We start from the raw sequence: 25,186 nt of genomic DNA on the forward strand, positions 1-25,186 counted from the left end.
CCGGCAGTTCGCCGTTATACTCGCCGCTCTGCTTTGGAGCCAGTATGAATTCGTTGCCGATCGATGATGTTTTACCCGCCTTGCGTGACGCCTTGGCTCATCGCCATGAAGCCGTGCTGGAAGCGCCCCCCGGAGCCGGTAAAACCACCCGCGTGCCCTTGGCTTTGTTGCATGAGCCCTGGCTTGCCGGGCAAACCATCCTGATGCTCGAACCCCGGCGCCTGGCTGCCCGTGCTGCTGCCGAGCGGCTGGCCAGTGAACTGGGCGAAAAGGTCGGTGAGACCGTGGGCTACCGTATCCGCCTGGACAGCAAAGTCGGCCCCAACACGCGCATCGAGGTCGTCACCGAAGGCATCCTCACCCGCCGCCTGCAGGACGATCCGGCGCTGGACGGCGTGGGCTTGTTGATCTTCGACGAATTCCACGAGCGCAGCCTAGACGCCGACCTGGCGCTGGCCCTGAGCCTTAACGGCCGCGAGCTGTTTCGCGACGAGCAGCCGCTGAAAATCCTGCTGATGTCCGCCACCCTCGAAGGCGAGCGCCTGGCCGGTCTGCTGGATGACGCGCCGATCCTGCGCAGTGAGGGGCGCATGTTCCCGGTGCAGATGCGCTGGGGACGCCCTTACCATGCCGGGGAGTTTATCGAGCCGCGCGTGGTGCAAACCATCCTCGAAGCCCTGCATGACGAGCTCGGCAGTGTGCTGGTATTTCTGCCGGGGCAGGCGGAGATTCGCCGGGTCAACCAGCAACTGGCCGATGCCCTGGGTGATCGCCCTGATGTGCTGCTGTGCCCGTTGCACGGTGAGCTGGACCTCAATGCCCAGCGCGCCGCCATCGACCCGGCGCCGGCCGGCAAGCGCAAAGTGGTGTTGGCTACCAACATCGCCGAGACCAGCCTGACCATCAACGGCGTACGCGTGGTGATCGACGCCGGGTTGGCTCGGGTGCCGCGTTTCGACCCCGGCAGCGGCATGACCCGCCTCGACACCCAGCGCATCTCCCGCGCCAGCGCCACCCAGCGCGCCGGTCGGGCAGGACGGTTGGAACCGGGGGTGTGTTATCGGTTGTGGTCCGAAGACCAGCACGATGGTCTGGCCGCTTATGGCAGCGCGGAAATCCTCGCCGCCGACCTGGCGGGGCTGGCCTTGCAACTGGCCCGTTGGGGCGTGACGCCCAGCCAGTTGGTGTGGCTGGATGCGCCACCCACAGCCGCGTATGCCCAGGCCCAGGATCTGTTGCAACGCCTCGGTGCATTGAACGACGAAAACCTCACCGCCCATGGCCAGAAGATGGCCGAGTTGCCCGCCCACCCGCGTATTGCCCACCTGTTATTGCGTGGCCAAGACCTGGGGCTCGCCGCCACCGCCTGTGACGTGGCGGCGCTGTTGGGCGAGCGCGATATCCTGCGCGGCGGCGGTGCCGATTTGCACAGCCGCCTGGCGCTGATGTCTGGCGAGGAGCGTGCGCGAGGTACCCAGGGTGGCGTGCAGCGCGCCAAGCAACTGGCCCGGCAATACCGTGGCTACCTGCGCGGCAAGGCGACCCAGCCGGTGGACAACCCCGACCACCCGCGCTGGCTCGGCGCCTTGCTGGCACTGGCCTACCCGGACCGCGTCGCCCAGCAACGTCGCCCCGGTGGCGCTGAATACCGCCTGGCCAATGGCCGCGCAGCGCTGTTTGCCGAAGCCGACAGCCTGATGAAACAACCCTGGCTGGTGATCGCCGACCTGGGCAGCCGCCAGGGCCAGCGCGAAGAACGCATCTACCTGGCGGCGGATTTTGATCCGGCACTGTTCGACACGGTGCTGACCGAGCAAGTGCGCAACGTCGACCAACTCGACTGGGACGAGCGCGAAGGCGTCTTGCGTGCCGAGCGCCAACGCAAAGTCGGTGAACTGGTGCTCAGCCGCGAACCCCTGACCGGCCTCGACGAATCCGCCCGCAGCCAGGCGCTGGTCAACCTGGTGCGCCGCAAAGGCCTGGAGCTGCTGCCCTGGACCCCGGAACTGCGTCAGTGGCAAGCCCGTGTGATGCTGCTGCGCCAACTGGATGCCGGCAACACCAGCGAGTGGCCCGACCTCAGCGACAAGGCCCTGCTCGCCAGCCTCGAACACTGGCTGATGCCTTATCTGGGCAAGGTCTCGCGCCTCAGCCATTTCGCCAACCTGGATATCTCCAGCTACCTGCACAACCTGCTGCCCTGGCCCTTGCCCCAACGCCTGGAAGAGCTGGCGCCGCAGCATGTGAAAGTGCCGTCGGGGTCATCGGTACGCCTGGACTACAGCGAGCAGCCGCCGATCCTGGCGGTGCGCTTGCAGGAACTGTTCGGGCTGGCAGACACCCCGCGCATTGCCGGCGGACGCCTGGCCGTGAAGTTGCACTTGCTGTCCCCGGCGCGTCGGCCGGTGCAGGTCACGCAGGACCTGGCGAACTTCTGGCGCAGTACCTATGCCGAGGTGAAGAAGGATCTCAAGGGGCGATACCCCAAGCATTATTGGCCAGATGACCCGTTGGTGGCCGAAGCGACGGCCAGGATCAAGCCCAGAAAGCCCTGAGTGTTCAAGTCATTCCCAGTCTTTACGCAGGCTGGGCTCATTACCTGAAGGCTTGGAATCAAGGATTCGGCCGCCAACGACACCCAAGGCTGATGATTTCGTTTTTTCCCAGGATGGATATGCACCCAATGCTCAAGTTCAATGCTCACCTCGGTTTCCAATTCAACGAGTTGCCTTTTCTGCAACGCATCGAAGCCGCCGCCGCTGCCGGTTTCAGGGCAGTGGAGTTCCCGTCACCCTATGAATTCGACGCCAGCCTGCTCGCTGACCATCTGGCCCAATACAACCTGCCGTTGATTCAGTTCGCGGCGCCAGCGGGCGTGACCAAAGGCATCGCTGCCTTGCAGGGCAAGGAACAGGAATTTCGCGAGGGGCTGCGCGAGGCGGCCCGCTATGCGAAGGCGCTGAACTGCTCGGATGTGCACATCATGTCGGGCGTGACCACGCCTCAGGATGAGAGCGCGCTTGCCTACACCAATAACCTGGAATACGCGATCAAGTACCTTGAAGATCAGGGTTTGCGAACTTTGATTGAAGTCATCAGCCCGCAGGCGATGCCTGGCTATTACCTGTCTGACTTCAGCAAGGCCCAGCAGGTGCTGGAAACCTTTACGAGTGTCGGGCTGATTCTGGACCTTTACCATGCCCAGTTGTTGACCGGCGACCCAGCCGGGGTGCTGGCGCAGTTTTACGACAGGACCGTCCATGTACAAATCGCCGACAACCCGGGGCGTCATGAGCCGGGCACTGGGACCATGGACTTTGCTGGCTTGTTCGCGGCGCTGGAGCAGCGTGGCTACCGAGGATGGATCGGCTGTGAATACCGCCCATCCGGCACCACGGTTGCCAGCCTTGAGTGGCTTAAGCCGCTCCTGAAACCCTAGGGGTTATTGCGCGGCAGGCAACAGGAATCGGGCGATCACCGGCAGGTGATTGGAAATACGCAACGTATCTTCCTGGCGCACCTTGGCTTCCACGCGTTTGACGCGCGAGCTGTAGAACAGGTAATCCAGCGTGCGATCCGGGCCATCAAGGCCTGGGTCGTTGGGGAAGTGCGTCAGCCATTTCTCGCGGTCGATGCCACTGGATTGGCTGTTGCTGGGGATCATCGGGTACTTGTCCCACAGCAGATGCAACTCACTGTCCGGCGAATACTGGCCACGCTTTTCTGCGTCCAGGCGCAGGAACTGGCCCAGTGGCAGCAGGTTGAAATCCCCGCCAATCAACCAGGGTGTGCCGCGACCTTCGAGTTTATCCAGCAGTCTTACCGTACTCGTCACTTGCTCCCGCAGGGCACTGCGCCCTGGCGCACCGGCGTCCAGGCGGGTGTTGAGCACCGCCAGTTGGCCTCCGTCGCTCAAGGGCAGATACGTCAGCAGCAGGGCCGGCTTGGGTTGGAACTGACGGCTGACGAAGTTGGCATCGGCGGTTGGCAGTTGCAGGCGTTCGGCATGTTCGATCTGGTAGCGGCTGAGCGTAGCGAGCTTGCGCCCGACGCTACCGAAGATATGCAGGCTGGGCACAAAGTCGGCTTTCCAGTCGAAGGCCTGGGCGCTGCACGGGTAGAGGTCGACCAGACGCTCCTGCAACAGCGCAAGCTGGTCCTGATAGTGGGAAGGCTTGGCGCCTTCGTCGACTTCCTGCAACAGCAGGATGTCGGGCTGTTCGTCGCGAATCACCCGCGCCACTTCGTCGAGGCTAAAGGCCATGTCTTCGACGGTGGGGCGATCGTCCGGGCCGCTGCCGTCCGGGGTGTCGTACCAGAACACGTAGTTCTTGCCGGCCAGGTATTGCACATTCCAGGTCATAACCTTGAGCGCCTGCCCCGGCAACAGTGTCGGGGCGCGGGGTGCCACGCAGCTGACGGGCAGGGTCTCTTTGTCGGCAGGGCGCCAGGTCAGGCTGTAGATCAGCGCGGCCAGCAGGCCGGCGATGATCAACAGGCTCAACAGGGTTATGCGCAATAAACGGGTCATCGGCTCGGCTTATATGCGTGTCAGAAGAGCCACGGAGCATATCACCGCACGTCGGCGTCGCCACCGATCAGCATGAATAAACGGAACAGCACCACGCTGGTGAACAGTTGCAGGAAGCTGTGGGCGCTGTCCATCAGCAACCCCAGCAACGGCGCGGGCTCAGGGTACGCCGCCACGCTGGCGCCCTTGAGCAGCCACAACGGCGTCATCACACACAGCAGGCACACCAGGATGCGCCAGAAATGCCCGCGGGTCAGGCGAAAGCTTTCCTTCATCGCCTCCAGGGCGGGCATGCCGCGCAGCACCAGCAGGTATTCGGCAAACGCCAGCACCACCATCAGCCACAAGCCCGGCAGGAAATACAGCGACAGCCCCAACAGAATCAGCAAGGTGCTCATGGCTGTCAGCAGGGCAAAACGCGGCCACAGGCTCAAGGCCATGGCCCACACGTCCTTGGTGCGCGGCGACTCGCCCCGGGTGCGGGCGTCGAGAAACAGGATCAGGGCGCCGGTGTACAGCGGGTACACCAACAAACCTACGACCACGCTGTAGCCGGGAAACGCATCCGGGCCCAGCGTGTGGTCCAGCACCTGTTGCAGCAAGGCTTCGAGGATCACCAATGGCAGGCACAGCTGGACGATGGCGCCCAGGTTGCGCTGGGTAAAGCGGAAGGAGTCGCGCAAAACGTCTAACGGATTCATCAGGGTCATCACAGGCCTGGAAGCAGAGGGCCACACTTTAACCGATCAGGGTCCAAGGGGCGCAAACGTAAACCTTGAGTAAAGACCATTGAAACAACTCGTAACATCCCCATAACTGGAAAGCCCCCAGCCTGATCACAGGCGGGACCGGAATTTTTTATCGGCAATCTAACGAGGTCGCCATGAACAGCGAAGAGCAAACCCTGATCGATGGACTGTTTTCACGGTTGCAGCAAGCCGAAACGGACTCAGCCCCCCGCGACGCCCAGGCCGAAGCGCGGATCAAGGAGCATATGGCTCGCCAACCTGCCGTCGGCTACTACATGACCCAGTCGATTCTGGTACAGGAACATGCGCTGCAGAGTCTTGACGCGCAGAACAAGCAACAGGCCCAGCAGATTCAGCAATTGCAGGACGAGCTGCAACGGGCCAAGGCCACGCAACCTGCGCCGGCCAGCGGTGGTGGGTTCCTGTCGAGCATCTTTGGCGGCGGCTCCCGTGAGCCACAGCCTGCGCCGAGCAACTCAGGTGGCGGCTGGCGTGAACCGGCGCGACCCGCTTTTGGTCAGCCAGCGCCGCAGCAGAACTACCAACCGCCGCAAGCACCGGCCGCCGCGCCAGCCGGCAGCGGCTTCCTCGGTGGCGCCATGAAAACCGCTGCCGGTGTGGCAGGGGGCGTGTTGCTGGCCGAAGGCATCAGCAGCCTGTTCCATCACAACCAGCAGCCGCAGGTGGTGGAAGAAATCATCGAACAACCGGCACCGGCCAGTGATCAAGGCAACTGGGGCAACGATGACCAGAAGTTTGCCGGCAATGACAGCTGGGGCAGCAACTCTGACAACTTCGCCGACAGCGATTATTCCGACGACTCCTCATCCTTTGGCGACGACGATTCCTTCGTCTGACACACCAAGCCGGGGCGCTGCGGCGCTCCGGTCTGATTTTTTCCCGGAAATGCTCCCTTGGCTGGCATACTGACGCCCTTTCCGGGCGCTGGCGCCTGGCTGTCCATGAGGAAGTGCGGTGAAGAAAATTGCAGTGTTCGCCGATGTGCAAAACCTCTACTACACCGTGCGCCAGGCCTATGGTTGCCACTTCAACTACGCCGCCCTGTGGGCTGACATCAGCGCGCGCGGGCAGATTGTCGAGGCGTACGCCTATGCCATTGACCGCGGCGACAGCAAGCAGCAACAGTTCCAGCAGATCCTGCGCAACCTGGGCTTCACGGTAAAACTCAAGCCGTATATCCAGCGCAGCGACGGCTCCGCCAAGGGCGACTGGGACGTGGGCATCACCCTCGACATCATGGACGCCGCCGACCATGTCGACGAAGTCGTGCTGGCCTCCGGTGACGGTGATTTCGACATGTTGCTCGAACGCATCATCTACAAGCATGGCTTGCGGGCCGTGGCCTACGGCGTGCCGGGGCTGACGGCCAACTCATTGATACGCGCCGCCAGCCACTATGTGCCGATCGAAGGCGCGTTGTTGCTCAAATAGATCGTAGAACGGAGTTGGAACAGGTTTGGAACGTATAGCGGTCATCGACTTTGAAACCACCGGCATCACCCCCAGCAGCCACTGCCGGGCCACGGAGATTGGCGTGGTCATCCTCGAGCGTGGGCAGATCGTGGACCGCTACCAGAGCCTGATGAACGCCGGTGTGCGCGTACCGGCGTTTATCGAACAGCTCACCGGCATCAGCAACGCCATGCTGCGCAGCGCGCCACCGGCTGAACGGGTGATGAACGAAGTCAATGAGTTCGTCGGCACCACGCCCTTGATGGCGCACAACGCCGCGTTCGACCAGAAGTTCTGGGACTTTGAGCTGGGCCTGATCCGCCGCACCCGCCTGCAGAAATTCGCCTGCTCCTTGCTGCTGGCCCGCCGCCTGATGCCGGCGGCGCCCAACCACAAGCTCGGCACCCTCAACACCTACGCCAAACTGCCCCACACCGGCCAGGCTCACCGGGCGCTGGCGGATGCGGAAATGGCCGCCAACCTCACAGCGCACCTGGCCCAGGAACTGCGCCAGACTCATGGCTTGCGGGAGCTGTCCCATGACTTGCTGTGCACCTTGCAAAAAGTGCCGGCCGCGAAGATCAATGAGCACCTGAAGAAGCATCGCGGGTTTTAAGGCCTGGCGCTGATCGTCCCCACGCTCCGCGTGGGCATGCATCTGGAGACGCTCCGCGTCACGACTTTAAGAGTGGACGCAGAGCGCCCAGGGCGGCATTCCCACGCAGAGCGTGGGAACGATCAGTAAACAGCGCGGGTTCTGATTTGGCTACTGCCTCAAGAACATTGGAGTTCCCATGTGGGAGCTGGCTTGCCTGCGATCGCTGTGTATCAGCCAGCCATTTATTGCCTGACCCTCCGCTATCGCGGGCAAGCCCGGCTCCCACATGGGTTATGCGTCGTTTGATCGTCCCCACGCTCCGCGTGGGCATGCATCTGGAGACGCTCCGCGTCATGACTTTAAGAGTGGACGCAGAGCGCCCAGGGCGGCATTCCCACGCAGAGCGTGGGAACGATCAGCAAACAGCGCGGGTTCTGATCCGGCTACTGCCTCAAGAACACTGGATTTCCCATGTGGGAGCTGGCTTGCCTGCGATAGCGGTGTATCAGCCAGCCATTTATTGCCTGACCCTCCGCTATCGCGGGCAAGCCCGGCTCCCACATGGGTTATGCGTCGTTTGATCGTCCCCACGCTCCGCGTGGGCATGCATCTGGAGACGCTCCGCGTCATGACTTTAAGAGTGGACGCAGAGCGCCCAGGGCGGCATTCCCACGCAGAGCGTGGGAACGATCAGCAAACAGCGCGGGTTCTGATCCGGCTACTGCCTCAAGAACACTGGATTTCCCATGTGGGAGCTGGCTTGCCTGCGATAGCGGTGTATCAGCCAGCCATTTATTGCCTGACCCTCCGCTATCGCGGGCAAGCCCGGCTCCCACATGGGTTATGCGTCGTTTGATCGTCCCCACGCTCCGCGTGGGCATGCATCTGGAGACGCTCCGCGTCATGACTTTAAGAGTGGACGCAGAGCGCCCAGGGCGGCATTCCCACGCAGAGCGTGGGAACGATCAGTAAACAGTGCGGGTTCTGATCCGGCTACTGCCTCAAGAACACTGGAGTTCCCATGTGGGCGCTGGCTTGCCTGCGATAGCGGCGTATCAGCCAGCCATTTATTGCCTGACCCTCCGCTATCGCGGGCAAGCCCGGCTCCCACTTAGGTTATGCGTCGTTTATCGAGGCTGTGGGCACTCCAACGCCTGGCCCACCACCCCCTTCGCCATCTCCACCCAACGCATCTCATCACTCCGCCCGATGCGTGGGCCTGGGCGTCGGACTTGCACGTCCGGTCACCAAGTATTCGATGACAGGGCGAGACTGGCTACCGAATCCGACGCAAACAAGGCACCTGAGCGCTGAATGGTCGGTAGGTCAAATCCGGCTATGAGTTAGGACCTTTCTGGTTTTCTTCTTTACTCATCCATCGCGTTTTACTGCGACCTACCATTCTGTGTGTCATTCACGCACAGGGACAAAGAACATGCAGGAAAGCGACCTTCATACAGCGATCATGCGAAGCAAGTTGGAACTTGAATCAAATGGCATTGATCTGGGTTCCAGTTCAAGCATGGCGTTTCATGTGGGCAACACGATGACAAGCTGCCCGGCAGTCATGGTGTTGCCGAGTTCGCCAGGTTGGAGTCATGGCCCTCATTACCAGTTACTCAAGCCGATTCACGCTGACCCCGTTGCGCCCGATACGACGTTTGATGAACTCTGGAAATGTACACAGCAACACTACGGCCTCACGGCAGCCACAGTGATCACTGGCGCGGCGGGCATACCCATAAGCAAAATTGCGGTGGGTGCTTGGGTTCACGTCGGCTCCAGCAAAACCACGAACCTGGCTAGCCTGATCGGAATGCGCTTTTTCCCTCGTACGTTGATCAAGCACCCCACCATGGCCAGAATGGCAAAGGCAACGTTTGGCACGGTCCGGGTATTTGGCATCATCGGGAGAGGCATGCCCTTCGTCGCTGCCGGGCTTGCAGTCTTTGACCTGGTCAGTATTGGTAAGTGTGCCTATGAGGCGAGAAATGGAAGGTAGCCTGGCAAGAGCCGACATCAGCGAAAAAGTTATCCAGCTATTCGTCGATATCATCGGTTTTATCGACCGAAGCGAAGTGACGGAGCAAACCGATTTCATCCATGACTTCGACATCATTGATGACGACCTGACCTGCTTTGTCATGCAGATCAAGTGGCAGTTCAAGCTGCAAGCGACGCAGGAGGATTGGGATCACATCACGACCATCAAGCAGATAGTTGATTTGATCGAGCGCAGATCAAGCTCCTACAGTTAACCGCGTCGCTCGGGCAGAACAGCCGGGCTGATCGTTCCCACGCTCTGCGTGGGAATGCTGCCCTGGACGCTCTGCGTCCGCCCTTAAAGTCGTGACGCAAAGCGTCACGGGATGCATTCCCACGCGGAGCGTGGGAACGATCGCTCAGCCAGCATTTTTGCCATTGGTGTCCAACTGCCCCAACGGCACCCGCCGCTCTATCGCGCTGGACAGAATAATCGAGGTCTTGCTGAAGCCAAACTTCGCTACGCGGTTAATCAGGCTCTCCAACTCGGGCATCGAGCCCACCGCCGCTTGCATGATCACGCATGGGTCGCCCGTGACCCGGTGGCATTCGGTGAGTTCGGGTATCTCCGCCAGGGCGTCGTACACCTTTTGGCTGCCATGGTTGGTCAGCCGCAACTCAATCACGCATTGAATCGGCAAGCCCACTTTGGATAAATCCACCTTGGCCTGGTAGCCGGTGATCACGCCGCTGGCCTCAAGCTTGGCCACGCGTTCGGCCACGGCGGGGGCGGAAAGGTTCACGGTGCGCGCCAGTTGCGCGTAGGAAGCACGGCCATCTTCAAGCAGGGCGCTGAGGAGCATGCGGTCGTATTTGTCCATGATAAGGCTCCGGTTGCGCGTGGCTTTCGAAAGCACGGTTTATAGCCTTGATAACCATGGTTTGAGAAGTGTATTGGCGTTTTAAACAGGTTTTGTAACTTAAGTTTATCCACCTTCGTTTCTAGAATAAGTCTCCCATTTCCTGCCATAGAGCCGCCCAATGCCTGGCCCACGTCGCTTTCCCTTACCGTTGATCGCCGCCTTTTTTGCGTTGTATGTGATCTGGGGTTCCACCTACCTGGTGATCCGTATCGGCGTGGAGTACTGGCCGCCGCTGTTGCTGGCGGGGATTCGGTTTTGCACGGCGGGGGTATTGATGTATGGCTTCCTCAGATGGCGCGGGGTGCCGGCGCCGACCTGGCCGCAGTGGAAGGCGGCCGGGATGATCGGCATTTTGTTGCTCACCGTGGGCAATGGTGGCGTCAGCGTGGCGGAACATATGGGCGTGTCGTCCGGCGTGGCTGCGCTCGCGGTGGCGACGGTGCCGCTGTTTACCTTGCTGTGTGGTTTTTTCTGGGGCGCGCGTAATACGCGGTTGGAATGGGCCGGGGTGCTGCTGGGGATCATCGGCATCGCCATGCTCAACATGGGCAGCACCTTGCAGTCGAGCCCACTGGGCGCGGTGTTGCTGTTGATGGCGGCGGCGTCCTGGGCCTTCGGCTCGGTGTGGAGCCGCCACTTGCCGCTGCCCCAAGGCGCCATGGCCAGCGCCGCGGAAATGCTCGTGGCTGGCGTGGCGCTGCTGATCGTCAGCGCATTGTCTGGCGAGCACCTGAAGGCCATGCCGCCGCTGGAAGGCTGGCTGGCCCTGGCGTACCTCACGGTGTTCGGCTCGATCATCGCCTTCAACGCTTATATGTACCTGCTCAAGCACGTACGCCCGGCGGCGGCGACCAGCTACGCCTATGTGAACCCGGCCGTCGCCGTGTTGCTGGGGATTGTGTTCGTGGGTGAGAGCATCGGCCTGGAAGAAGCCCTGGCAATGCTGGTGATCATCAGCGCGGTGTTGCTGATCAGCCTGCCCCAATGGCGCAAGCCCAAACCCGAAATAAGGTAAACTGCCGCGCATTACGCCCTTGCGCTGAATTTTTCCTACGGTAACTACATGACTTTCGCCACCCTTGGCCTGATCGAACCCTTGCTGCGCGCCCTTGAGACGCTTGGCTACCAGACCCCGACGCCGGTGCAGGCGCAAGCCATTCCGGCAGTGCTGGCCGGTCGCGACCTGATGGCCGCGGCCCAGACCGGCACCGGCAAGACCGCAGGTTTCGCTTTGCCGCTGCTGCAACTGCTGACCATGGAAGGGCCGAAAGTCGCCGCCAACTCGGCGCGTGCGCTGATCCTGTGCCCCACCCGTGAACTGGCCGAGCAGGTTCATGCCAGCGTTGCCGAGTACGCCCAACACCTGCCGCTGACCACTTACGCGGTGTACGGCGGCGTGAGCATCAACCCGCAGATGATGAAGCTGCGCAAAGGCGTCGACATTCTGGTCGCCACCCCTGGCCGCCTGATCGATCTGTTCCGCCAGAACGCGCTGAAGCTCAACCAGCTGCAAACCCTGGTGCTGGATGAAGCCGACCGCATGCTCGACCTGGGCTTCTCCGAAGAGCTTGCCAACATTTATCGCATGCTGCCGAAAAAGCGCCAGACCCTGTTGTTCTCCGCGACCTTCTCCGATGACATTCGCCTGCTGGCCGGGCAGATGCTCAACGACCCGCTGAGCATCGAAGTCAGCCCACGCAACGTTGCCGCCAACACCGTCAAGCAGTGGGTGGTGCCGGTGGACAAGAAGCGCAAGCCGGAGCTGTTTGTGCACCTGATGCGCAAGGGCCGTTGGAAGCAAGTGCTGGTGTTCGCCAAGACCCGCAACGGCGTGGATGCGCTGGTGGACAAGTTGCAGGGCCTGGGGATCAACGCCGACGGCATCCATGGCGACAAACCACAAGCCACCCGCCAACGCGCACTGGACCGCTTCAAGGCCAGCGAAGTGCAAATCCTGGTGGCCACCGATGTGGCGGCCCGTGGCCTGGATATCGAAGACCTGCCGCTGGTGGTCAACTTCGACCTGCCGATCGTGGCCGAGGACTACATCCACCGTATCGGCCGTACCGGGCGTGCGGGCAACACCGGTGAGGCGATTTCCCTGGTGTGTGCCGATGAGGTGAACATGCTCTCGGCCATCGAGATGCTGACCCGCCAGACTCTCACCCGCAAAATGGAACCGGATTTCGAGCCGGAGCACCGCGTGCCGGACACCGATGCCAGCGGGCAGGTGGTGAAGAAACCGAAAAAGCCGAAGAAGCCGAAGGCGTCCGGCGGTGGCGGCAAGCGCAACCTGGGCAAGTGGGTGGACAGTGGGGAAGTAGCCCCGGCTGAGCCGTCGATCAAGCCGGTGCGCAAGGTGCCGGTGTTTAATACTGGGCCGCGTAAGAAGAAGTGATTGATCGTTCCCACGCGCGTGGGAACGCATCCTGTGATGCTCTGCGTCACGAACCTAAAGCGGGACGCAGAGCGTCCCTGGCGGCATCCCCACGCAGAGCGTGGGAACGATCAGCGTTGGAGCCATTCCAACATCCCCAGCCCAGCCGCCCGGCCACTGGCAAAACACCCGGTCAGCAAATACCCACCGGTCGGCGCTTCCCAATCGAGCATTTCCCCCGCACAAAACACCCCAGGCAATGGCTTGAGCATCAACCGTTCATCCAGCGCTTCAAACGGCACACCGCCCGCCGTGCTGATCGCCTCATCCATCGGCCGCGTTTTCACCAACGTCAGCGGCAACGCCTTGATATCCACCGCCAATTGCGCCGGGTCGGTGAAGTGTTCAGCAGGCGTCAGCTCGCGCAACAACGCCGCTTTCACGCCATCCAACCCCAGCTGACTGTGCAAATGCTTGCTCATCGACCGCGAGCCACGGGGCTTGGCCAATGCGGCCTGCACCTTGTCCAGCGGCTTGCTGGGCAGCAAATCGATATGCACCGTGGCCGCACCGTCGCGGTTGATCGCTTCGCGAATCGGCGCCGATAAGGCGTAAATCAAGCTGCCTTCGATACCGGTGGCAGTGATCACGCATTCGCCCAGCCGAGGTTTGTCATCCCCCAGGCCAATGGCGACGTTTTTCAACGGCGCGCCAGCGAATTTGCTGACCATCAACTCGCTCCATGCCGACACTTCAAATCCGCAGTTGCTCGGTTGCAGCCTCACATAGGGCAGGCCTCTGCCTTCAAACAGGTTGAGCCATGCGCCGTCGGAGCCCAATCGCGACCAGCTGCCGCCGCCCAGGGCCAGCAGCACGGCGTCGCTGTGGACAACTTTTTCGCCGTCCGGGCTGTGGATAAGTAAATCGCCCTCATCATTCCAACCCGTCCAACGATGCCGGGTGTGGATAACCACACCTTGCTCCCGCAGACGCTTGAGCCAGGCGCGCAGCAGTGGCGCGGCTTTCATATCGGTAGGAAATACGCGGCCGGAGGTGCCGACAAAGGTCTGGATACCCAGGCCATGGATCCATTCGCACAACGCCTCGGCACCAAAGCTGCGCAGCAGCGGCGCCATGTGCGGCGCGCGTTCGGCGTAGCGCGACAGGAACGCCGGGTACGCCTCGGAGTGGGTGATGTTCATGCCGCCCACGCCTGCCAGCAGGAACTTGCGCCCCACCGACGGCATGCCGTCGTACAGGTCCACGCGCACGCCAGCCTGGCTCAAGACTTCGGCGGCCATCAGCCCGGCGGGGCCGCCGCCGATAATGGAGACGTGGTGGGCAGAAGTCTGAGGCATGGGCAGGGCTACGGTGATGTGAATAGGCCGAGCATTCTACCCGACCACGACGCCGCTGCCTGATCAAAAAACGTACACTTTCCTACAGGCCATGCGGTCAAACGCTTGTAGCCGCTTACGCTCAAGTTATCCACAGGCCGTTCCACAGGCATTGTGGGTAACGCTCACACTTCAATGACAGCCTGATGACGTCCACACCCGCTGCGCGCTGTGGTGCAGGATGCCGTGGCGGCGGGCGAGGGCGGGGCGGTCCTTGCTGTAACCGCCGCCGATCACGCCCATCACCGGTATGTCGCGGCCCAGGCAGTGGCGCATCACGCTTTCATCACGGGCGGCGACGCCTTTGTCTGTCAGCTTGAGGTAACCAAGGGCGTCGTCCTTGTGCACATCCACGCCGGCGTCGTACAGCACCAGGTCCGGCTGGTAGAGCGGCAGCAGGTAGTTGAGCGCGTCATCCACCACCTTGAGGTAGTCGGCATCGCCCATACCCATGGGCAGCGGGATGTCCCAGTCGCTCTGGGCCTTGCGTGCCGGGAAGTTCTTTTCGCAGTGCAGCGACACGGTGATGGCGTCCGGCGTGTCGTGCAGGATGCGTGCGGTGCCGTCACCCTGGTGTACGTCGCAATCGAAGATCAGCACGCGATTGACCCGGCCGTTGGCCAACAGGTAATGGCTGATCACCGCCAGGTCATTAAAAATGCAGAAACCCGCCGGATAATCGTAATGGGCATGGTGGGTGCCGCCCGCCAAATGGCAGGCCAGGCCATGTTCTAGGGCCTGTTCGGCGGCCAGGATCGAGCCGCCCACCGCACGCACCGTGCGCCGGGCCAGGGCTTCGCTCCACGGCAGGCCGAGGCGGCGTTGGTCTTCGCGGGACAGTTCGCCGCTCATGTAGCGTTCGATATACCCCGGTTCATGGGCCAGGGCCAAAATGTCTGCCGGGCACAGCGGCGGGCGCAGCAATTGGCTGTCTTCGGTCAGGCCGCTGTCCACCAAGTGGTCACGCAACAGGCGAAACTTGTCCATGGGGAACCGGTGGTCCGCCGGGAACTCAGGGCTGTAGTCTTCGTGGTAGATCAATGGCAAGGACATGGCATTTTCTGACGGGAACCTGCGACGGATCTTAACAGCGCTGTACACTCACGCACATGGCAAGGCAGGGGGGCCCCATGGAGCCGATACTGGAATTGGAAAGTGCACGCTTGGTGCTTCGCCAATGGCGCGACAGCGACCTGCCGGACTTTGCGCGCATGTGCGCCGACCCGCAGGTGATGCGCTACTTTCCGGCTCAATTGAGCCACTTGGAAAGCGCCGCGTTGATCGGCCGGATTCGCGGGCATTTTGCTGAATATGGCTTTGGTTTTTGGGCATTGCAGCGCAAGGACACGGGCGAATTTATCGGCCTGACCGGGCTTGCGAATGTCAGCTTTGAAGCCGGCTTTACCCCGGCGGTGGAAATCGGCTGGCGCCTGGCCCGCGAACATTGGGGGCTGGGTTATGCCAGTGAGGCCGCCTGGACAGCGTTGCGCTGTGGTTTTGACCGCTTGCAACTGGACGAAATCCTGGCCTTCACCACCGAGAGCAACCTGCCCTCACAAAAAGTCATGCAGGCCATCGGTATGCATTACGATCCGCAGGCAGATTTTGAACACCCGAAAGTCGCAGCCGGTGACCCGCTGCGACCGCATGTTTTGTACCGCATCACCCGCGCCCAATGGTTGGACACGCTGCACGGATAAGCAGGCGGTCATGCTCAACAGAAACCCGTAGGAGCGAGCTTGCTCGCGAAGAACGCAAGAGCGCTGCGGTAAACCAGAAGCGCTGCGTCATCGTTAACGACCTTCGCGAGCAAGCTCGCTCCTACAGGTGGATACCGTTTTGCTTTGAGGAGAGTTTCAATGAGCCAAGTATTGGAAGATCTGGTGGACTTGCTGACCCTGGAGCCGATCGAGGAAAACCTCTTTCGCGGCCGCAGCCAGGACCTGGGCTTTCGCCAACTGTTCGGCGGCCAAGTGCTCGGCCAGTCGCTGTCGGCGGCCAGCCAGACCGTGGAAGAAGCGCGGCATGTGCATTCCCTGCACGGTTATTTCCTGCGCCCTGGCGATGCCGCGTTGCCGGTGGTGTATTCGGTGGACCGCGTGCGCGACGGTGGCAGTTTCAGCACGCGTCGTGTCACCGCGATTCAAAAGGGCAATCCGATCTTCACCTGCACGACCTCGTTCCAGTACGACGAACAAGGCTTCGAGCACCAGACCACCATGCCGGTGGTAGTGGGCCCGGAAAACCTGCCGTCGGAGCTGGAGCTGACCCAGCAACGTGCGCACCTGATCCCCGAGCACATGCGCGACAAGCTGCTGTGCCCCAAGCCCATCGAAGTGCGCCCGGTCACCGAAAAAGACCCGTTCAACCCGCAGCCGTCCGACCCGGTCAAGTACGTGTGGTTTCGTGCCGACGGTGCCTTGGCGGACACGCCGGCGTTGCATAAATACCTGTTGGCCTACGCCTCGGACTTCGGCCTGTTGACCACCTCGTTGCTGCCCCATGGCAAGACCGTGTGGCAGAAAGACATGCAGGTCGCCAGCCTCGATCACGCGCTGTGGTTCCACGCCGACCTGCGTGCCGATGACTGGTTGCTGTACGCCATGGACAGCCCGTGGGCTGGCAACTCCCGGGGTTTCTCCCGGGGCAGCGTGTACAACCGCGCCGGGCAACTGGTGGCGTCGGTGACCCAGGAAGGTTTGATTCGCCATCGCAAGGATTGGGCATGAGCCTCTGCGACGTGAAGCACTGGGTGTTCGACATGGACGGCACCCTCACGGTGGCGGTGCATGATTTTGCGGCTATCCGCGTGGCGCTGCAGATCCCGCCTGAAGACGACATTCTCACGCACCTCGCGACATTGCCGGCAGATGTCGCGGAGGCCAAACATGCCTGGTTGCTGGAGCATGAGCGCGAGCTGGCGCTGGGTTCCATTGCGGCCGAAGGTGCCGTTGAGCTGGTACGCGAATTGGCCGGGCGCGGTTATCGCTTGGGGATCCTGACCCGTAATGCGCGGGAGCTGGCCCATATCACCCTGGAGGCGATAGGCCTGGCGGACTGCTTTGCCATTGAGGACGTGCTGGGGCGCGATGATGCGCCGCACAAGCCGGATCCCGGTGGGTTGCTGAAACTGGCGGCGGCTTGGGACGTAGCACCCCGCGAAATGGTGATGGTCGGGGATTATCGCTTTGACCTGGATTGTGGCCGGGCAGCGGGCACCAGGACGGTGTTGGTGAACTTGCCGGAGAACCCTTGGCCGGAATTGGCGGATTGGCATGCCGAGGATTGTGCGGCGCTGCGCCGAATGATCTAAGCCGGGCGACAGAGAGCAAATGTGGGAGCTGGCTTGCCTGCGATAGCGGTGGGTCAGCTGACACTTTATCAACTGACAGTCCGTCATCGCAGGCAAGCCAGCTCCCACATTTTGATGGGGTTCCTTCAGGTGCTACTGGGCGAACAGTACCTTTTCTCCCTCTGGCGAGGTAAACATCTTATCCCCGTCATGCCCCACCCCCGGCACTTCTACCAGCCGGTGGCCCAACTGCGGATGCCGCTGCTTGAGGTAGTCAAAGTAGTTGTGGCCACGAAGCAGTCGATACGCACCCTGGGTTTCGGCTTCGCAGCTTTTATCCAATGCCGGGTGGTTGGGGTCGGTGTCCTGCTGGCCCAACAGGTAAGTGATGTCGCGTGAGACGTAGTCTTGTTCCAGCTGCTGGGCACCTCGGCCCCCCACGTAATCCGGCAGGTTTTGCATGCCGTACTTCCAGTCGTTGAAGCCTGGGCAATTGGCAATGTCGAACGTCACCGGGCGTTGCGGACTGAAGTACGCATAGGACGACGGGTTAGCCACCACATACCGCAGGCGGATGCCCTCGGAATTGAGCAATGGGTGGTCGTGGCCGGTGAGGGCGAAGCGCTGCACCACTTGGCCGCCACCGGAATGCCCGGCGACCACGATTTCTTTCAGTGCCGGGAACAGTTTGCGGTTGCCCAAGTGCTTGATGATCTGGTCCAGAGCGCCATAAGAGCTGATCTGCCCTGGGCCGGTGGACGCTTCGCCGGCCATCCAGTCGTTACCCTTCCAACGCACTACCTCGTCGCCCAGGTGGTTGCGTTTCACGTCGGCTTGATTGAGAAACTGCGGCGCGATCACCAGTGTACTGCCGCCCACCCCGGCATGCTCGGCGGCGTCGATCCCGCTTTGCAGGTAGGTTTGTGCATTGCGCAGGCGGCCATGCACGATGATCAATGCGCGTGTGACCTTGGGCAGCGGCTGGCCCCAGTTTTGGCTCAGGCCCAGGCTGAGGTCTCCGGCCTCCAGATGAAAGCGATCGGGGCTGACCACCTTGACGCCGTGTTCAGCCGCGAAGGTGCAACAGGACACGAGCACACCCAGCAGCAACCCCAATCGTTTGATCATTTAGAGACTCTTGGCCGCGAAGGTATCGCATTGAGTGATCTGGCCCTGGGCGAAGCCGGTCTTGAACCAGCGCACGCGCTGGGCCGAGGTGCCGTGGGTGAACGAGTCTGGTACCACGCGCCCCTGGCCCTGTTGCTGCAAGCGGTCATCGCCGATGGCATTGGCTGCGTTCAGGGCCTCTTCGATATCACCGGGTTCCAGCCAGTTCAGGCGTTTTTGCGCATGGTTGGCCCACACGCCGGCAAAGCAATCGGCTTGCAGTTCCTGGCGAACCAGCAGGCCACCGTCGCCTTCCATCTGCCGACCCTGTTGGCGCGCTGCCTGGATCTTGGACGAGATGCCCAGCAACGTTTGTACGTGGTGCCCGATTTCGTGGGCGATCACGTAGGCCTGGGCGAAATCACCGGCGGCCTGGAAGCGTTGCGACATTTCCCGGAAAAAATCCAGGTCCAGGTACACCTGCTGGTCAGCCGGGCAGTAAAACGGGCCGCTGGCCGAGGTGGCGCCACCACAGGCTGAGTTCACCCGGCCACGGAACAGGATCAGTTTCGGGTTCTTATAGGCCAGCCCATTTTCCTGGAACACCTGGCCCCAGGTGTCTTCGGTATCGCCCAGCACGGCGCGCACAAAGTCGGCTTGCTCATCGTTGGCTGGCGGCGCTTGACGCGGCTGGGTGCTGACCGACGGCGCCTGTTCCATCTGGCCGGTCAATTGGCCAAGAATCTGCATCGGGTCCTGGCCGGTCAGCCAGCCAATGCCGACGATCAGCACGATGGCCGTGAGGCTCAGGCCCTTGCCGCCGCCGAAGCGCATACCGCCACCGCCGCCGCCACTGTCGTTACGGGCATCTACCACGTTGTCGCTGCGTCGGCCTTTTTTCCATAGCATGGGAGCAATCCTCTGTGTGCTAACCGTGATTGATTATGGTCGGTATTAACGGCAATAGCCTTCGCCAGTGGCGACGATCAGGCAGTCTTTTTTATCTGCCAGCCACTTCAAGCCGGTGGCAGCGCCATCGCCAGCGCGCAACAACTGCGGGCCGTCGGGGCGGGTGAAGGCGATGCCGTCTTCAGCGGCCTCACCTTTGAAGGTGCCGGCGTCATCGGCGTCCAGGCCATATTGCATGGTGAGAAGGTAGTGGCCGCGGCCAATGCTGTCGTCCTTGGCGATGGTCAGGTGCAAGCCTTCGACGCCGACCCACTTGCCGACCCATTTATCGGTGGGCGGGGTTTCGGGCACCAGGGTCGCTTGCACGGAGGCGGGCGCGGGCTTGGGGGCTTCTTTCGGGGTTTTATCGCAGGCGGCGAGCAGGGCGAGGGCAGACAGGGCAAAGAGGATTTTTTTCATAGCGGCAAGGCCTTGGTTAAAAAGTGTGCAACGCCGGGGCGAGCGTGCAGCGTTGGACTCGGATCCATCGATTTAGTGCGCTGTTCGCCCGGTGTTTGGTTATGCTCTTGGGGCAGACTCCGGCCCGGCTGCTAGATTACCGGGTTGAGCGCGACTTGGTTCAGCGCTCAGCGTCCCGCTCGCCACACAAGAGAATTCAATGACTGTCAGTACCCCGCTCTCCGGCGTCAACCATCCGTTCAAAGGCATCCTGCTGATTGTGCTGGCGACGTTCCTGTTCTCCAGCCACGACGCCTTGTCCAAATACCTGGCCGGGTTTTACCCGATCGTGATGGTGGTGTGGGCGCGGTACATGGTGCACACCTTGCTGATGGCCGGGATCTTCCTGCCGCAATCGGGCTTGCGCGTGTTGCGCAGCAAGCGGCCGGGCATGCAGGTGGTGCGGGCGTTATGCCTGTTGGGCACCAGCCTGTTCTTCACCACAGCGCTGCATTACATCCCGTTGGCCGAAGCTACAGCGGTGAACTTCCTTGCGCCGATCCTGGTGACGGCGCTGTCGGTGCCGTTGCTCGGTGAGCACGTGACCCGTGGCCAGTGGCTGGCGGTGATCTGCGGGTTTATCGGCGTGGTGATCATTATCCACCCCGGCGGCGAGCTGTTTACCCCGGCGGTACTGCTGCCGCTGTGCTCGGCGCTGTTCTTCTGCTTCTACCAGTTGCTCACGCGCATCCTCAGCCAATACGACAGCCCGACTACCAGCAACTTCTTCGCCGGCCTGTGCAACACCTTGGTGATGAGTGCGATGGTGCCGTTCTTCTGGCAAGTGCCGACGTTGTGGCACGCGGTGATGATGCTGGCGCTGGGCACCTGCGGGATGACCGCGCACCTGATGCTCACCCAGGCGTTCCGCTTCGCGGCGCCGGCCTTGCTGGCGCCGTTTGGCTATTGCCAGATCGTGTTTGCGGGGTTGTTGGGCTGGCTGGTGTTCAGCCATACCCCCGATATGACCACGGTGGTGGGTATCGGGGTGATCTGCATGAGCGGGTTGGCCGCTGCCTGGCAGCAGCGGCGGCGTTAGTTAAACGTCTACCGTGGGGATCTTGCGCGGCGCCATGAAGTACATCCACACCAGTGCGATGAAGTACATCGCCGGGATCAGGGTGAACAACACCGTGTAGTTGTTGTTGGTCACCGTGAGGATATGGCCGACGATCTGGGTCATGAACATGCCGCCGATGGCCGCGCACATGCCGCCGAAACCGAACACCGTGCTCATCATGTGCTTGGGCGTGTAGTCCATCACCAGGCTCCAGATGTTGGCGGTCCAGGCCTGATGCGCGCCGATGGCCAGGGAGATGGCGAACACCGCGACCCACAGCTGGCTGGAGCCGGCCGCCATGATCACGCCGACGATGCAGCAGGCGAACAGCAACATCGACAACAGCCGCGCCTTGATCGAGTTCATCCCACGGCCGATCAGGAATGACGACAGGATCCCACCGCCCACGCTGCCAAAGTCGGCGGTGAGGTAAATGATGATCAGCGGAATGCCCATCTGGGTCACGTTGATGCCCAGGTTGTATTGCTGGTTCAAGAACGGCGGCAGCCAATACAGGTAGAACCAGAACACCGGCGCAGTGAGCGAGTAGGCAAGGGCGAAGGCCCAGGTGCCGCGCATGCGCAGGATGCGGCTGAACGGCACGCGGGGTTGTTCCGGCTCGACTTCCTGTTGCACGTAGTCCAGTTCGGATTGTTTAACGGTGGGGTGGTTTTCCGGGTTGTAGTACTTCAAGCCCCAGAGCACCAGCCAGATACCGCCGAGTGCCGACATGCACAGGAACGCTGCCTGCCAGCCCCACACGTGCAGGATCAACGGCAGCAGCATGGGCGTCATCATCGCGCCGACGTTGGTGCCGGCGTTGAAGATGCCGGTGGCCACTGCCCGTTCACCCGCCGGGAACCACAAGCGTGTGGTCTTGACGCAGGCCGGGTAGTTGGCGGCTTCGGTCAGCCCGAGGACAAACCGGCAGACCATAAAGCCCACCGCCGAGGTGGCCAGGCCATGGGCGCCGGTGGCCAGGCTCCACAGCAGCACGGCGCAGAAGAACACGCGCTTGACGCCGACCCGGTCGATCAAGCGGCCTTGCAGCACAAAGCCGATGGCGTAGCCGACCTGGAACCAGAAGTTGATGTTGGCGTAGTCCATCGCCGTCCAGCTCATTTCCTTGGCGAGGATCGGTTGCATCACGCCCAGGGCGGCGCGGTCGATGTAGTTCAAGGTGGTGGCGAAGAACACCAGGGCCAGCATGCCCCAGCGCGTTTTACCCACGGCCAGGGCACCGCGGATCTTGTCGCCGATGCCGGCGTGCGGGTTGCCCGGGCGCGCGGCCAGGGCTGAATTTTGCAGAGGCATGAGGTTTGTACCCGTTTTTTGAAATTCTTATGGTGTGTTCTGGGTCTTTGTTACGTGAACGAATTGCCCGGTCGATGGTGCGCAGTGGTTAAAAAGTCGTCAATTCGCCAAAGAGGCTTAGTGTTCGATAATCGCACCAAAAACTAACCGGTTCGTACATTTTAATTGCTGCCTGTAGGCTGGGGGCGAATAATTTGCCACAAACAACAATTGCCGGGAGTCTTCCATGCAACGTTCTATTGCCACTGTGTCCTTGAGCGGCACCCTGCCGGAAAAACTCGAAGCCATCGCCGCCGCCGGGTTTGATGGGGTGGAGATCTTTGAGAACGACTTGTTGTATTACGACGGCAGCCCTCGGGAAGTCCGGCAAATGTGCGCCGACCTCGGCATCGCCATCACCCTGTTCCAGCCGTTTCGCGACTTCGAAGGCTGCCGCCGTGATCGCCTGGCACGCAACCTGGAGCGTGCCGAACGCAAATTCGATTTGATGCAGGAACTGGGCACCGATCTGGTATTGGTGTGCAGCAACGCCTCGGCCGACAGCGTGGGCGACGAACGCATTCTGCTCGATGACCTGAGCCTGCTGGCCGAACATGCGGGCAAGCGCGGCCTGCGCATCGGCTATGAAGCGTTGGCCTGGGGCAAGCATGTGAACACCTGGCAACAGGTGTGGAACCTGGTGCGCCAGGTCGATCACCCAAGCCTGGGCGTGTTGCTCGACAGCTTTCACACCTTGTCGCTCAAGGGCGACCCGAGTGGCATCGCGCAGATCCCCGGCGACAAGATTTTCTTTGTGCAAATGGCCGACGCGCCGATCCTGGCCATGGATGTGCTGGAGTGGAGCCGGCATTTCCGCTGCTTCCCAGGCCAGGGCGAATTTGACCTGGCGGGCTTTCTCGCGCCGATCATCCAGAGTGGCTACACCGGGCCGTTGTCCCTGGAAATTTTCAATGACGGTTTTCGTGCTGCGCCGACCCGCGCGAATGCGGCGGATGGCTTGCGGTCACTGTTGTACCTGGAAGAAAAAACCCGTCAGCGCCTGGCTGAAGAAGCCCCCGCTGCGCCCGTGGATATCCTGTTTGAAACTCCGGCGGCCAGCGAATACGACGGTATCGAGTTTCTTGAATTTGCCGTGGACGAAAGCCTCGGCGCCAAACTGACCCACTGGTTGGAACGCCTGGGTTTCGCCAGGGCCGGCCAGCATCGCTCCAAGAATGTGAGCCTGTTGCGCCAGGGTGACATCAACCTGATCCTCAACTGCGAACCCTATTCCTTCGCCCACAACTTTTTCGAGGCTCACGGCCCGTCGCTGTGCGCCACGGCAATTCGGGTCAAGGACAGTGCCAAGGCCCTGGAGCGGGCGGTGGCCTACAAGGGCCAGCCTTATCGCGGCCTGGTCGGCCCCAACGAGCTGGAATTGGCCGCCGTGCGTGCACCGGATGGCAGCCTGATTTACCTGGTCGACCCCAGCGAAGGCGGGCTGTACGACACCGATTTCAACCTGCAAACGGCTGCACCCGCCAGTGGCGGCTTGCTGCGCATCGACCATATGGCCATGGCGCTGCCGGCCGACAGCCTCGACAGTTGGGTGCTGTTCTACAAAAGCCTGCTGGATTTCGAAGCCGATGACGAAGTGGTCCTGCCCGACCCCTACGGCCTGGTGAAAAGCCGTGCGTTGCGCAGCCGTTGCAGTTCGATTCGCCTGCCGCTGAATATCTCCGAAAACCGCAACACGGCGATTTCCCACGCGCTCTCCAGCTATCGCGGTTCGGGCGTGCACCACATTGCCTTCGATTGCGCGGATATTTTTGCCGAGGTACGCCGGGCCAAAGAGGCCGGTGTGCCGTTGCTGGATATCCCGCTCAACTATTACGACGACCTGGCGGCACGCTTCGATTTCGACGATGAGTTCCTCAGTGAGTTGGCGTATTACAACGTGCTGTACGATCGCGACGCCCAGGGCGGTGAGTTGTTTCATGTGTACACCGAGGCGTTCGAGGGGCGGTTTTTCTTCGAGATCATCCAGCGCAAGAATGGCTATGCCGGCTACGGCGCTGCCAACGTGGCGGTGCGTCTGGCGGCGATGGCCAAGTCGCGCAGTGGGGCGGTACGCCAGGCTCGGCTATAACCGCAAGGCAGGTGCTTCCTTCGGGGAGCGCCGCGGCCCATAATCAGCGCCTGCACAACAATGGCCGTGAGCGCACCATGACCTCGAGTCCCGATCTCCCCGCGGTAGCTGACGCACCGCGCAAGAGTCGCAAGAACAATCCGGAAAAGACCCGGGAGAATATTCTCCAGGAAGCCATTGTCGAGTTTGTTCAACAGGGCCTGGCCGGCGCTCGCGTAGACGCCATCGCCGAGCGCATCCACACTTCCAAGCGCATGATCTATTACTACTTCGGCAGCAAGGAGCAGTTATACGTCGAGGTATTGGAGAAGCTCTACGGCGATATCCGCAACACCGAAACCCGCATGAACCTCACGGCCCTGGAGCCGCGTGAGGCGATTCGCCGGTTGGTGGAGTTCACCTTCGATCACCACGACCAGAACGTGGATTTCGTGCGCATCGTCAGCATCGAAAATATCCACAACGCCGAGTACGTCAAGCGCACCGAGACCATCAAGGCGATGAACAGCAAAATCCTGGAAGGGCTGGGGGAGACCTTGCGCCGCGGGGCTGAGTTGGGGCTGTTTCGCGAAGGGCTGGAGCCGCTGGATGTGCACTTGCTGATCAACTCGTTCAGCTTTTATCGGGTGTCCAACCGGCACACCTTCAGCGAGATTTTCCAGATCGAGCTGTCGGATGAGGCGATCAAGCAGCGCCATCGGGAGATGATTTGCGAGTCGGTGCTGCGCTACCTGCAAGCCTGAGAACTGATCGTTCCCACGCACTGCGTGGGAATGCCGACATGGACGCTCTGCGTCTGCTGTCAAAGTCGTGACGCGGAGCGTCACGTGAGGCGTTTCCACGCAGA

At 61.6% G+C, this 25,186-nt stretch carries 24 protein-coding genes; 15 read left to right on the forward strand and 9 right to left on the reverse strand.

The genetic code is table 11. The features are described 5' to 3' along the window. Positions 1-44: 44 nt before the first annotated feature. On the forward strand, positions 45-2,555 hold the full coding sequence (gene hrpB / locus HU730_RS25280) for an ATP-dependent helicase HrpB (RefSeq protein ID WP_186527220.1): 2,511 nt from the start codon (positions 45-47) through the stop codon (positions 2,553-2,555). Positions 2,556-2,683: 128 nt separating this feature from the next. After that, positions 2,684-3,439, forward strand: a complete 756-nt coding sequence (locus HU730_RS25285) for a TIM barrel protein (RefSeq protein ID WP_034126924.1) — start codon at positions 2,684-2,686, stop codon at positions 3,437-3,439. A gap of 3 nt (positions 3,440-3,442) precedes the next feature. Here the strand turns inward: HU730_RS25285 and HU730_RS25290 are convergent, their stop codons facing one another. Together HU730_RS25290 and HU730_RS25295 are read right to left on the reverse strand one after the other, a co-directional pair. Beyond that, the gene (locus HU730_RS25290) at positions 3,443-4,531 is read right to left on the reverse strand and encodes an endonuclease/exonuclease/phosphatase family protein (protein WP_054896177.1); all 1,089 of its coding nucleotides are present in this window, start codon (positions 4,529-4,531) and stop codon (positions 3,443-3,445) included. A 41-nt stretch (positions 4,532-4,572) separates the two neighbouring features. After that, a complete protein-coding gene (locus HU730_RS25295) occupies positions 4,573-5,232 on the reverse strand; it encodes a YciC family protein (RefSeq protein ID WP_032873246.1) in 660 nt (219 codons plus the stop codon). Positions 5,233-5,414: 182 nt separating this feature from the next. On the opposite strand from HU730_RS25295, the gene HU730_RS25300 reads away from it, so the two are divergent. The 5 genes from HU730_RS25300 to HU730_RS25320 all read left to right on the forward strand — a co-directional run bounded on the left by HU730_RS25300 (position 5,415) and on the right by HU730_RS25320 (position 9,609). Then, the gene (locus HU730_RS25300) at positions 5,415-6,137 is read left to right on the forward strand and encodes a DUF2076 domain-containing protein (RefSeq protein ID WP_096144093.1); all 723 of its coding nucleotides are present in this window, start codon (positions 5,415-5,417) and stop codon (positions 6,135-6,137) included. Positions 6,138-6,255: 118 nt separating this feature from the next. Then, positions 6,256-6,732: an NYN domain-containing protein gene (locus HU730_RS25305; protein ID WP_060764062.1), complete on the forward strand. Its 477-nt coding sequence runs from the start codon at positions 6,256-6,258 to the stop codon at positions 6,730-6,732. A 25-nt stretch (positions 6,733-6,757) separates the two neighbouring features. Next, positions 6,758-7,369, forward strand: a complete 612-nt coding sequence (locus HU730_RS25310; RefSeq protein ID WP_032895195.1) for a 3'-5' exonuclease — start codon at positions 6,758-6,760, stop codon at positions 7,367-7,369. 1,417 nt (positions 7,370-8,786) lie between these two features. Further along, positions 8,787-9,353, forward strand: coding sequence for a hypothetical protein (locus HU730_RS25315; protein WP_034126927.1), 567 nt, complete (start codon positions 8,787-8,789; stop codon positions 9,351-9,353). Further along, complete coding sequence (locus HU730_RS25320; RefSeq protein WP_034126928.1) at positions 9,343-9,609, forward strand: hypothetical protein; 267 nt, start codon at positions 9,343-9,345, stop codon at positions 9,607-9,609. Before HU730_RS25315 ends, HU730_RS25320 begins: the two co-directional genes overlap by 11 nt. Before the next feature lie 144 nt (positions 9,610-9,753). Here the strand turns inward: HU730_RS25320 and HU730_RS25325 are convergent, their stop codons facing one another. Next, positions 9,754-10,215 (reverse strand): Lrp/AsnC family transcriptional regulator, encoded by a 462-nt coding sequence (locus HU730_RS25325; RefSeq protein ID WP_034126929.1) that lies wholly within the window; start codon positions 10,213-10,215, stop codon positions 9,754-9,756. Between the two features lie 160 nt (positions 10,216-10,375). Here HU730_RS25325 and yedA point away from each other — a divergent pair, with 160 nt between their 5' ends. Beyond that, positions 10,376-11,272, forward strand: coding sequence for a drug/metabolite exporter YedA (gene yedA, locus HU730_RS25330; protein ID WP_072448278.1), 897 nt, complete (start codon positions 10,376-10,378; stop codon positions 11,270-11,272). Between the two features lie 48 nt (positions 11,273-11,320). Beyond that, positions 11,321-12,655: a DEAD/DEAH box helicase gene (locus HU730_RS25335; protein ID WP_034126931.1), complete on the forward strand. Its 1,335-nt coding sequence runs from the start codon at positions 11,321-11,323 to the stop codon at positions 12,653-12,655. Positions 12,656-12,765: 110 nt separating this feature from the next. Here the strand turns inward: HU730_RS25335 and HU730_RS25340 are convergent, their stop codons facing one another. Together HU730_RS25340 and HU730_RS25345 are read right to left on the reverse strand one after the other, a co-directional pair. Further along, positions 12,766-13,992: a TIGR03862 family flavoprotein gene (locus HU730_RS25340; protein WP_127881450.1), complete on the reverse strand. Its 1,227-nt coding sequence runs from the start codon at positions 13,990-13,992 to the stop codon at positions 12,766-12,768. 171 nt (positions 13,993-14,163) lie between these two features. Further along, on the reverse strand, positions 14,164-15,084 hold the full coding sequence (locus HU730_RS25345) for a histone deacetylase (protein WP_034126932.1): 921 nt from the start codon (positions 15,082-15,084) through the stop codon (positions 14,164-14,166). A 77-nt stretch (positions 15,085-15,161) separates the two neighbouring features. On the opposite strand from HU730_RS25345, the gene HU730_RS25350 reads away from it, so the two are divergent. The 3 genes from HU730_RS25350 to HU730_RS25360 all read left to right on the forward strand — a co-directional run bounded on the left by HU730_RS25350 (position 15,162) and on the right by HU730_RS25360 (position 17,344). Then, positions 15,162-15,731, forward strand: a complete 570-nt coding sequence (locus tag HU730_RS25350; protein ID WP_014720044.1) for a GNAT family N-acetyltransferase — start codon at positions 15,162-15,164, stop codon at positions 15,729-15,731. A 159-nt stretch (positions 15,732-15,890) separates the two neighbouring features. Continuing rightward, the gene (gene tesB / locus HU730_RS25355) at positions 15,891-16,760 is read left to right on the forward strand and encodes an acyl-CoA thioesterase II (protein ID WP_014720043.1); all 870 of its coding nucleotides are present in this window, start codon (positions 15,891-15,893) and stop codon (positions 16,758-16,760) included. Beyond that, positions 16,757-17,344, forward strand: a complete 588-nt coding sequence (locus tag HU730_RS25360; protein ID WP_060764072.1) for an HAD family hydrolase — start codon at positions 16,757-16,759, stop codon at positions 17,342-17,344. Before tesB ends, HU730_RS25360 begins: the two co-directional genes overlap by 4 nt. Before the next feature lie 132 nt (positions 17,345-17,476). On the opposite strand, the gene HU730_RS25365 is transcribed toward HU730_RS25360, so the two are convergent. Genes HU730_RS25365 through HU730_RS25375 form a run of 3 tightly spaced genes read right to left on the reverse strand, consistent with a single transcriptional unit; the run spans position 17,477 to position 19,798 of the window. Further along, the gene (locus tag HU730_RS25365) at positions 17,477-18,451 is read right to left on the reverse strand and encodes a hypothetical protein (protein WP_089042496.1); all 975 of its coding nucleotides are present in this window, start codon (positions 18,449-18,451) and stop codon (positions 17,477-17,479) included. Beyond that, positions 18,452-19,339 (reverse strand): neutral zinc metallopeptidase, encoded by an 888-nt coding sequence (locus tag HU730_RS25370; protein ID WP_014720040.1) that lies wholly within the window; start codon positions 19,337-19,339, stop codon positions 18,452-18,454. Positions 19,340-19,384: 45 nt separating this feature from the next. Then, positions 19,385-19,798, reverse strand: a complete 414-nt coding sequence (locus HU730_RS25375) for a lipoprotein (RefSeq protein ID WP_034126935.1) — start codon at positions 19,796-19,798, stop codon at positions 19,385-19,387. Between the two features lie 199 nt (positions 19,799-19,997). On the opposite strand from HU730_RS25375, the gene HU730_RS25380 reads away from it, so the two are divergent. Further along, entirely contained in the window at positions 19,998-20,876 is an 879-nt protein-coding gene (locus tag HU730_RS25380) for a DMT family transporter (RefSeq protein WP_003194370.1), read from the forward strand. Here HU730_RS25380 and HU730_RS25385 read toward each other — a convergent pair whose 3' ends face one another. After that, a complete protein-coding gene (locus HU730_RS25385; RefSeq protein ID WP_186527221.1) occupies positions 20,877-22,211 on the reverse strand; it encodes an MFS transporter in 1,335 nt (444 codons plus the stop codon). 226 nt (positions 22,212-22,437) lie between these two features. On the opposite strand from HU730_RS25385, the gene quiC reads away from it, so the two are divergent. Then, on the forward strand, positions 22,438-24,339 hold the full coding sequence (quiC, locus tag HU730_RS25390) for a 3-dehydroshikimate dehydratase QuiC (protein ID WP_034126936.1): 1,902 nt from the start codon (positions 22,438-22,440) through the stop codon (positions 24,337-24,339). A 77-nt stretch (positions 24,340-24,416) separates the two neighbouring features. Further along, the gene (locus HU730_RS25395; RefSeq protein WP_014720036.1) at positions 24,417-25,082 is read left to right on the forward strand and encodes a TetR/AcrR family transcriptional regulator; all 666 of its coding nucleotides are present in this window, start codon (positions 24,417-24,419) and stop codon (positions 25,080-25,082) included. Positions 25,083-25,186 lie beyond the last annotated feature (104 nt).

This window comes from Pseudomonas sp. SWRI22 (genome assembly GCF_014268395.2).
Classification (GTDB): Bacteria; Pseudomonadota; Gammaproteobacteria; order Pseudomonadales; family Pseudomonadaceae; genus Aquipseudomonas; species Aquipseudomonas paracarnis.

Excerpts from the sequence above, each read along its gene's own strand:
- hrpB (WP_186527220.1), top strand. The coding sequence starts at position 45 with ATGAATTCGTTGCCGATCGATGATGTTTTACCCGCCTTGCGTGACGCC.
- HU730_RS25375 (WP_034126935.1), bottom strand. The coding sequence starts at position 19,798 with ATGAAAAAAATCCTCTTTGCCCTGTCTGCCCTCGCCCTGCTCGCCGCC.
- HU730_RS25290 (WP_054896177.1), bottom strand. The coding sequence starts at position 4,531 with ATGACCCGTTTATTGCGCATAACCCTGTTGAGCCTGTTGATCATCGCC.
- tesB (WP_014720043.1), top strand. The coding sequence starts at position 15,891 with ATGAGCCAAGTATTGGAAGATCTGGTGGACTTGCTGACCCTGGAGCCG.
- quiC (WP_034126936.1), top strand. The coding sequence starts at position 22,438 with ATGCAACGTTCTATTGCCACTGTGTCCTTGAGCGGCACCCTGCCGGAA.
- HU730_RS25395 (WP_014720036.1), top strand. The coding sequence starts at position 24,417 with ATGACCTCGAGTCCCGATCTCCCCGCGGTAGCTGACGCACCGCGCAAG.
- HU730_RS25380 (WP_003194370.1), top strand. The coding sequence starts at position 19,998 with ATGACTGTCAGTACCCCGCTCTCCGGCGTCAACCATCCGTTCAAAGGC.
- yedA (WP_072448278.1), top strand. The coding sequence starts at position 10,376 with ATGCCTGGCCCACGTCGCTTTCCCTTACCGTTGATCGCCGCCTTTTTT.
- HU730_RS25360 (WP_060764072.1), top strand. The coding sequence starts at position 16,757 with ATGAGCCTCTGCGACGTGAAGCACTGGGTGTTCGACATGGACGGCACC.
- HU730_RS25335 (WP_034126931.1), top strand. The coding sequence starts at position 11,321 with ATGACTTTCGCCACCCTTGGCCTGATCGAACCCTTGCTGCGCGCCCTT.
- HU730_RS25315 (WP_034126927.1), top strand. The coding sequence starts at position 8,787 with ATGCAGGAAAGCGACCTTCATACAGCGATCATGCGAAGCAAGTTGGAA.
- HU730_RS25370 (WP_014720040.1), bottom strand. The coding sequence starts at position 19,339 with ATGCTATGGAAAAAAGGCCGACGCAGCGACAACGTGGTAGATGCCCGT.
- HU730_RS25345 (WP_034126932.1), bottom strand. The coding sequence starts at position 15,084 with ATGTCCTTGCCATTGATCTACCACGAAGACTACAGCCCTGAGTTCCCG.
- HU730_RS25365 (WP_089042496.1), bottom strand. The coding sequence starts at position 18,451 with ATGATCAAACGATTGGGGTTGCTGCTGGGTGTGCTCGTGTCCTGTTGC.
- HU730_RS25350 (WP_014720044.1), top strand. The coding sequence starts at position 15,162 with ATGGAGCCGATACTGGAATTGGAAAGTGCACGCTTGGTGCTTCGCCAA.
- HU730_RS25295 (WP_032873246.1), bottom strand. The coding sequence starts at position 5,232 with ATGAATCCGTTAGACGTTTTGCGCGACTCCTTCCGCTTTACCCAGCGC.
- HU730_RS25340 (WP_127881450.1), bottom strand. The coding sequence starts at position 13,992 with ATGCCTCAGACTTCTGCCCACCACGTCTCCATTATCGGCGGCGGCCCC.
- HU730_RS25385 (WP_186527221.1), bottom strand. The coding sequence starts at position 22,211 with ATGCCTCTGCAAAATTCAGCCCTGGCCGCGCGCCCGGGCAACCCGCAC.
- HU730_RS25320 (WP_034126928.1), top strand. The coding sequence starts at position 9,343 with ATGGAAGGTAGCCTGGCAAGAGCCGACATCAGCGAAAAAGTTATCCAG.
- HU730_RS25300 (WP_096144093.1), top strand. The coding sequence starts at position 5,415 with ATGAACAGCGAAGAGCAAACCCTGATCGATGGACTGTTTTCACGGTTG.
- HU730_RS25325 (WP_034126929.1), bottom strand. The coding sequence starts at position 10,215 with ATGGACAAATACGACCGCATGCTCCTCAGCGCCCTGCTTGAAGATGGC.
- HU730_RS25285 (WP_034126924.1), top strand. The coding sequence starts at position 2,684 with ATGCTCAAGTTCAATGCTCACCTCGGTTTCCAATTCAACGAGTTGCCT.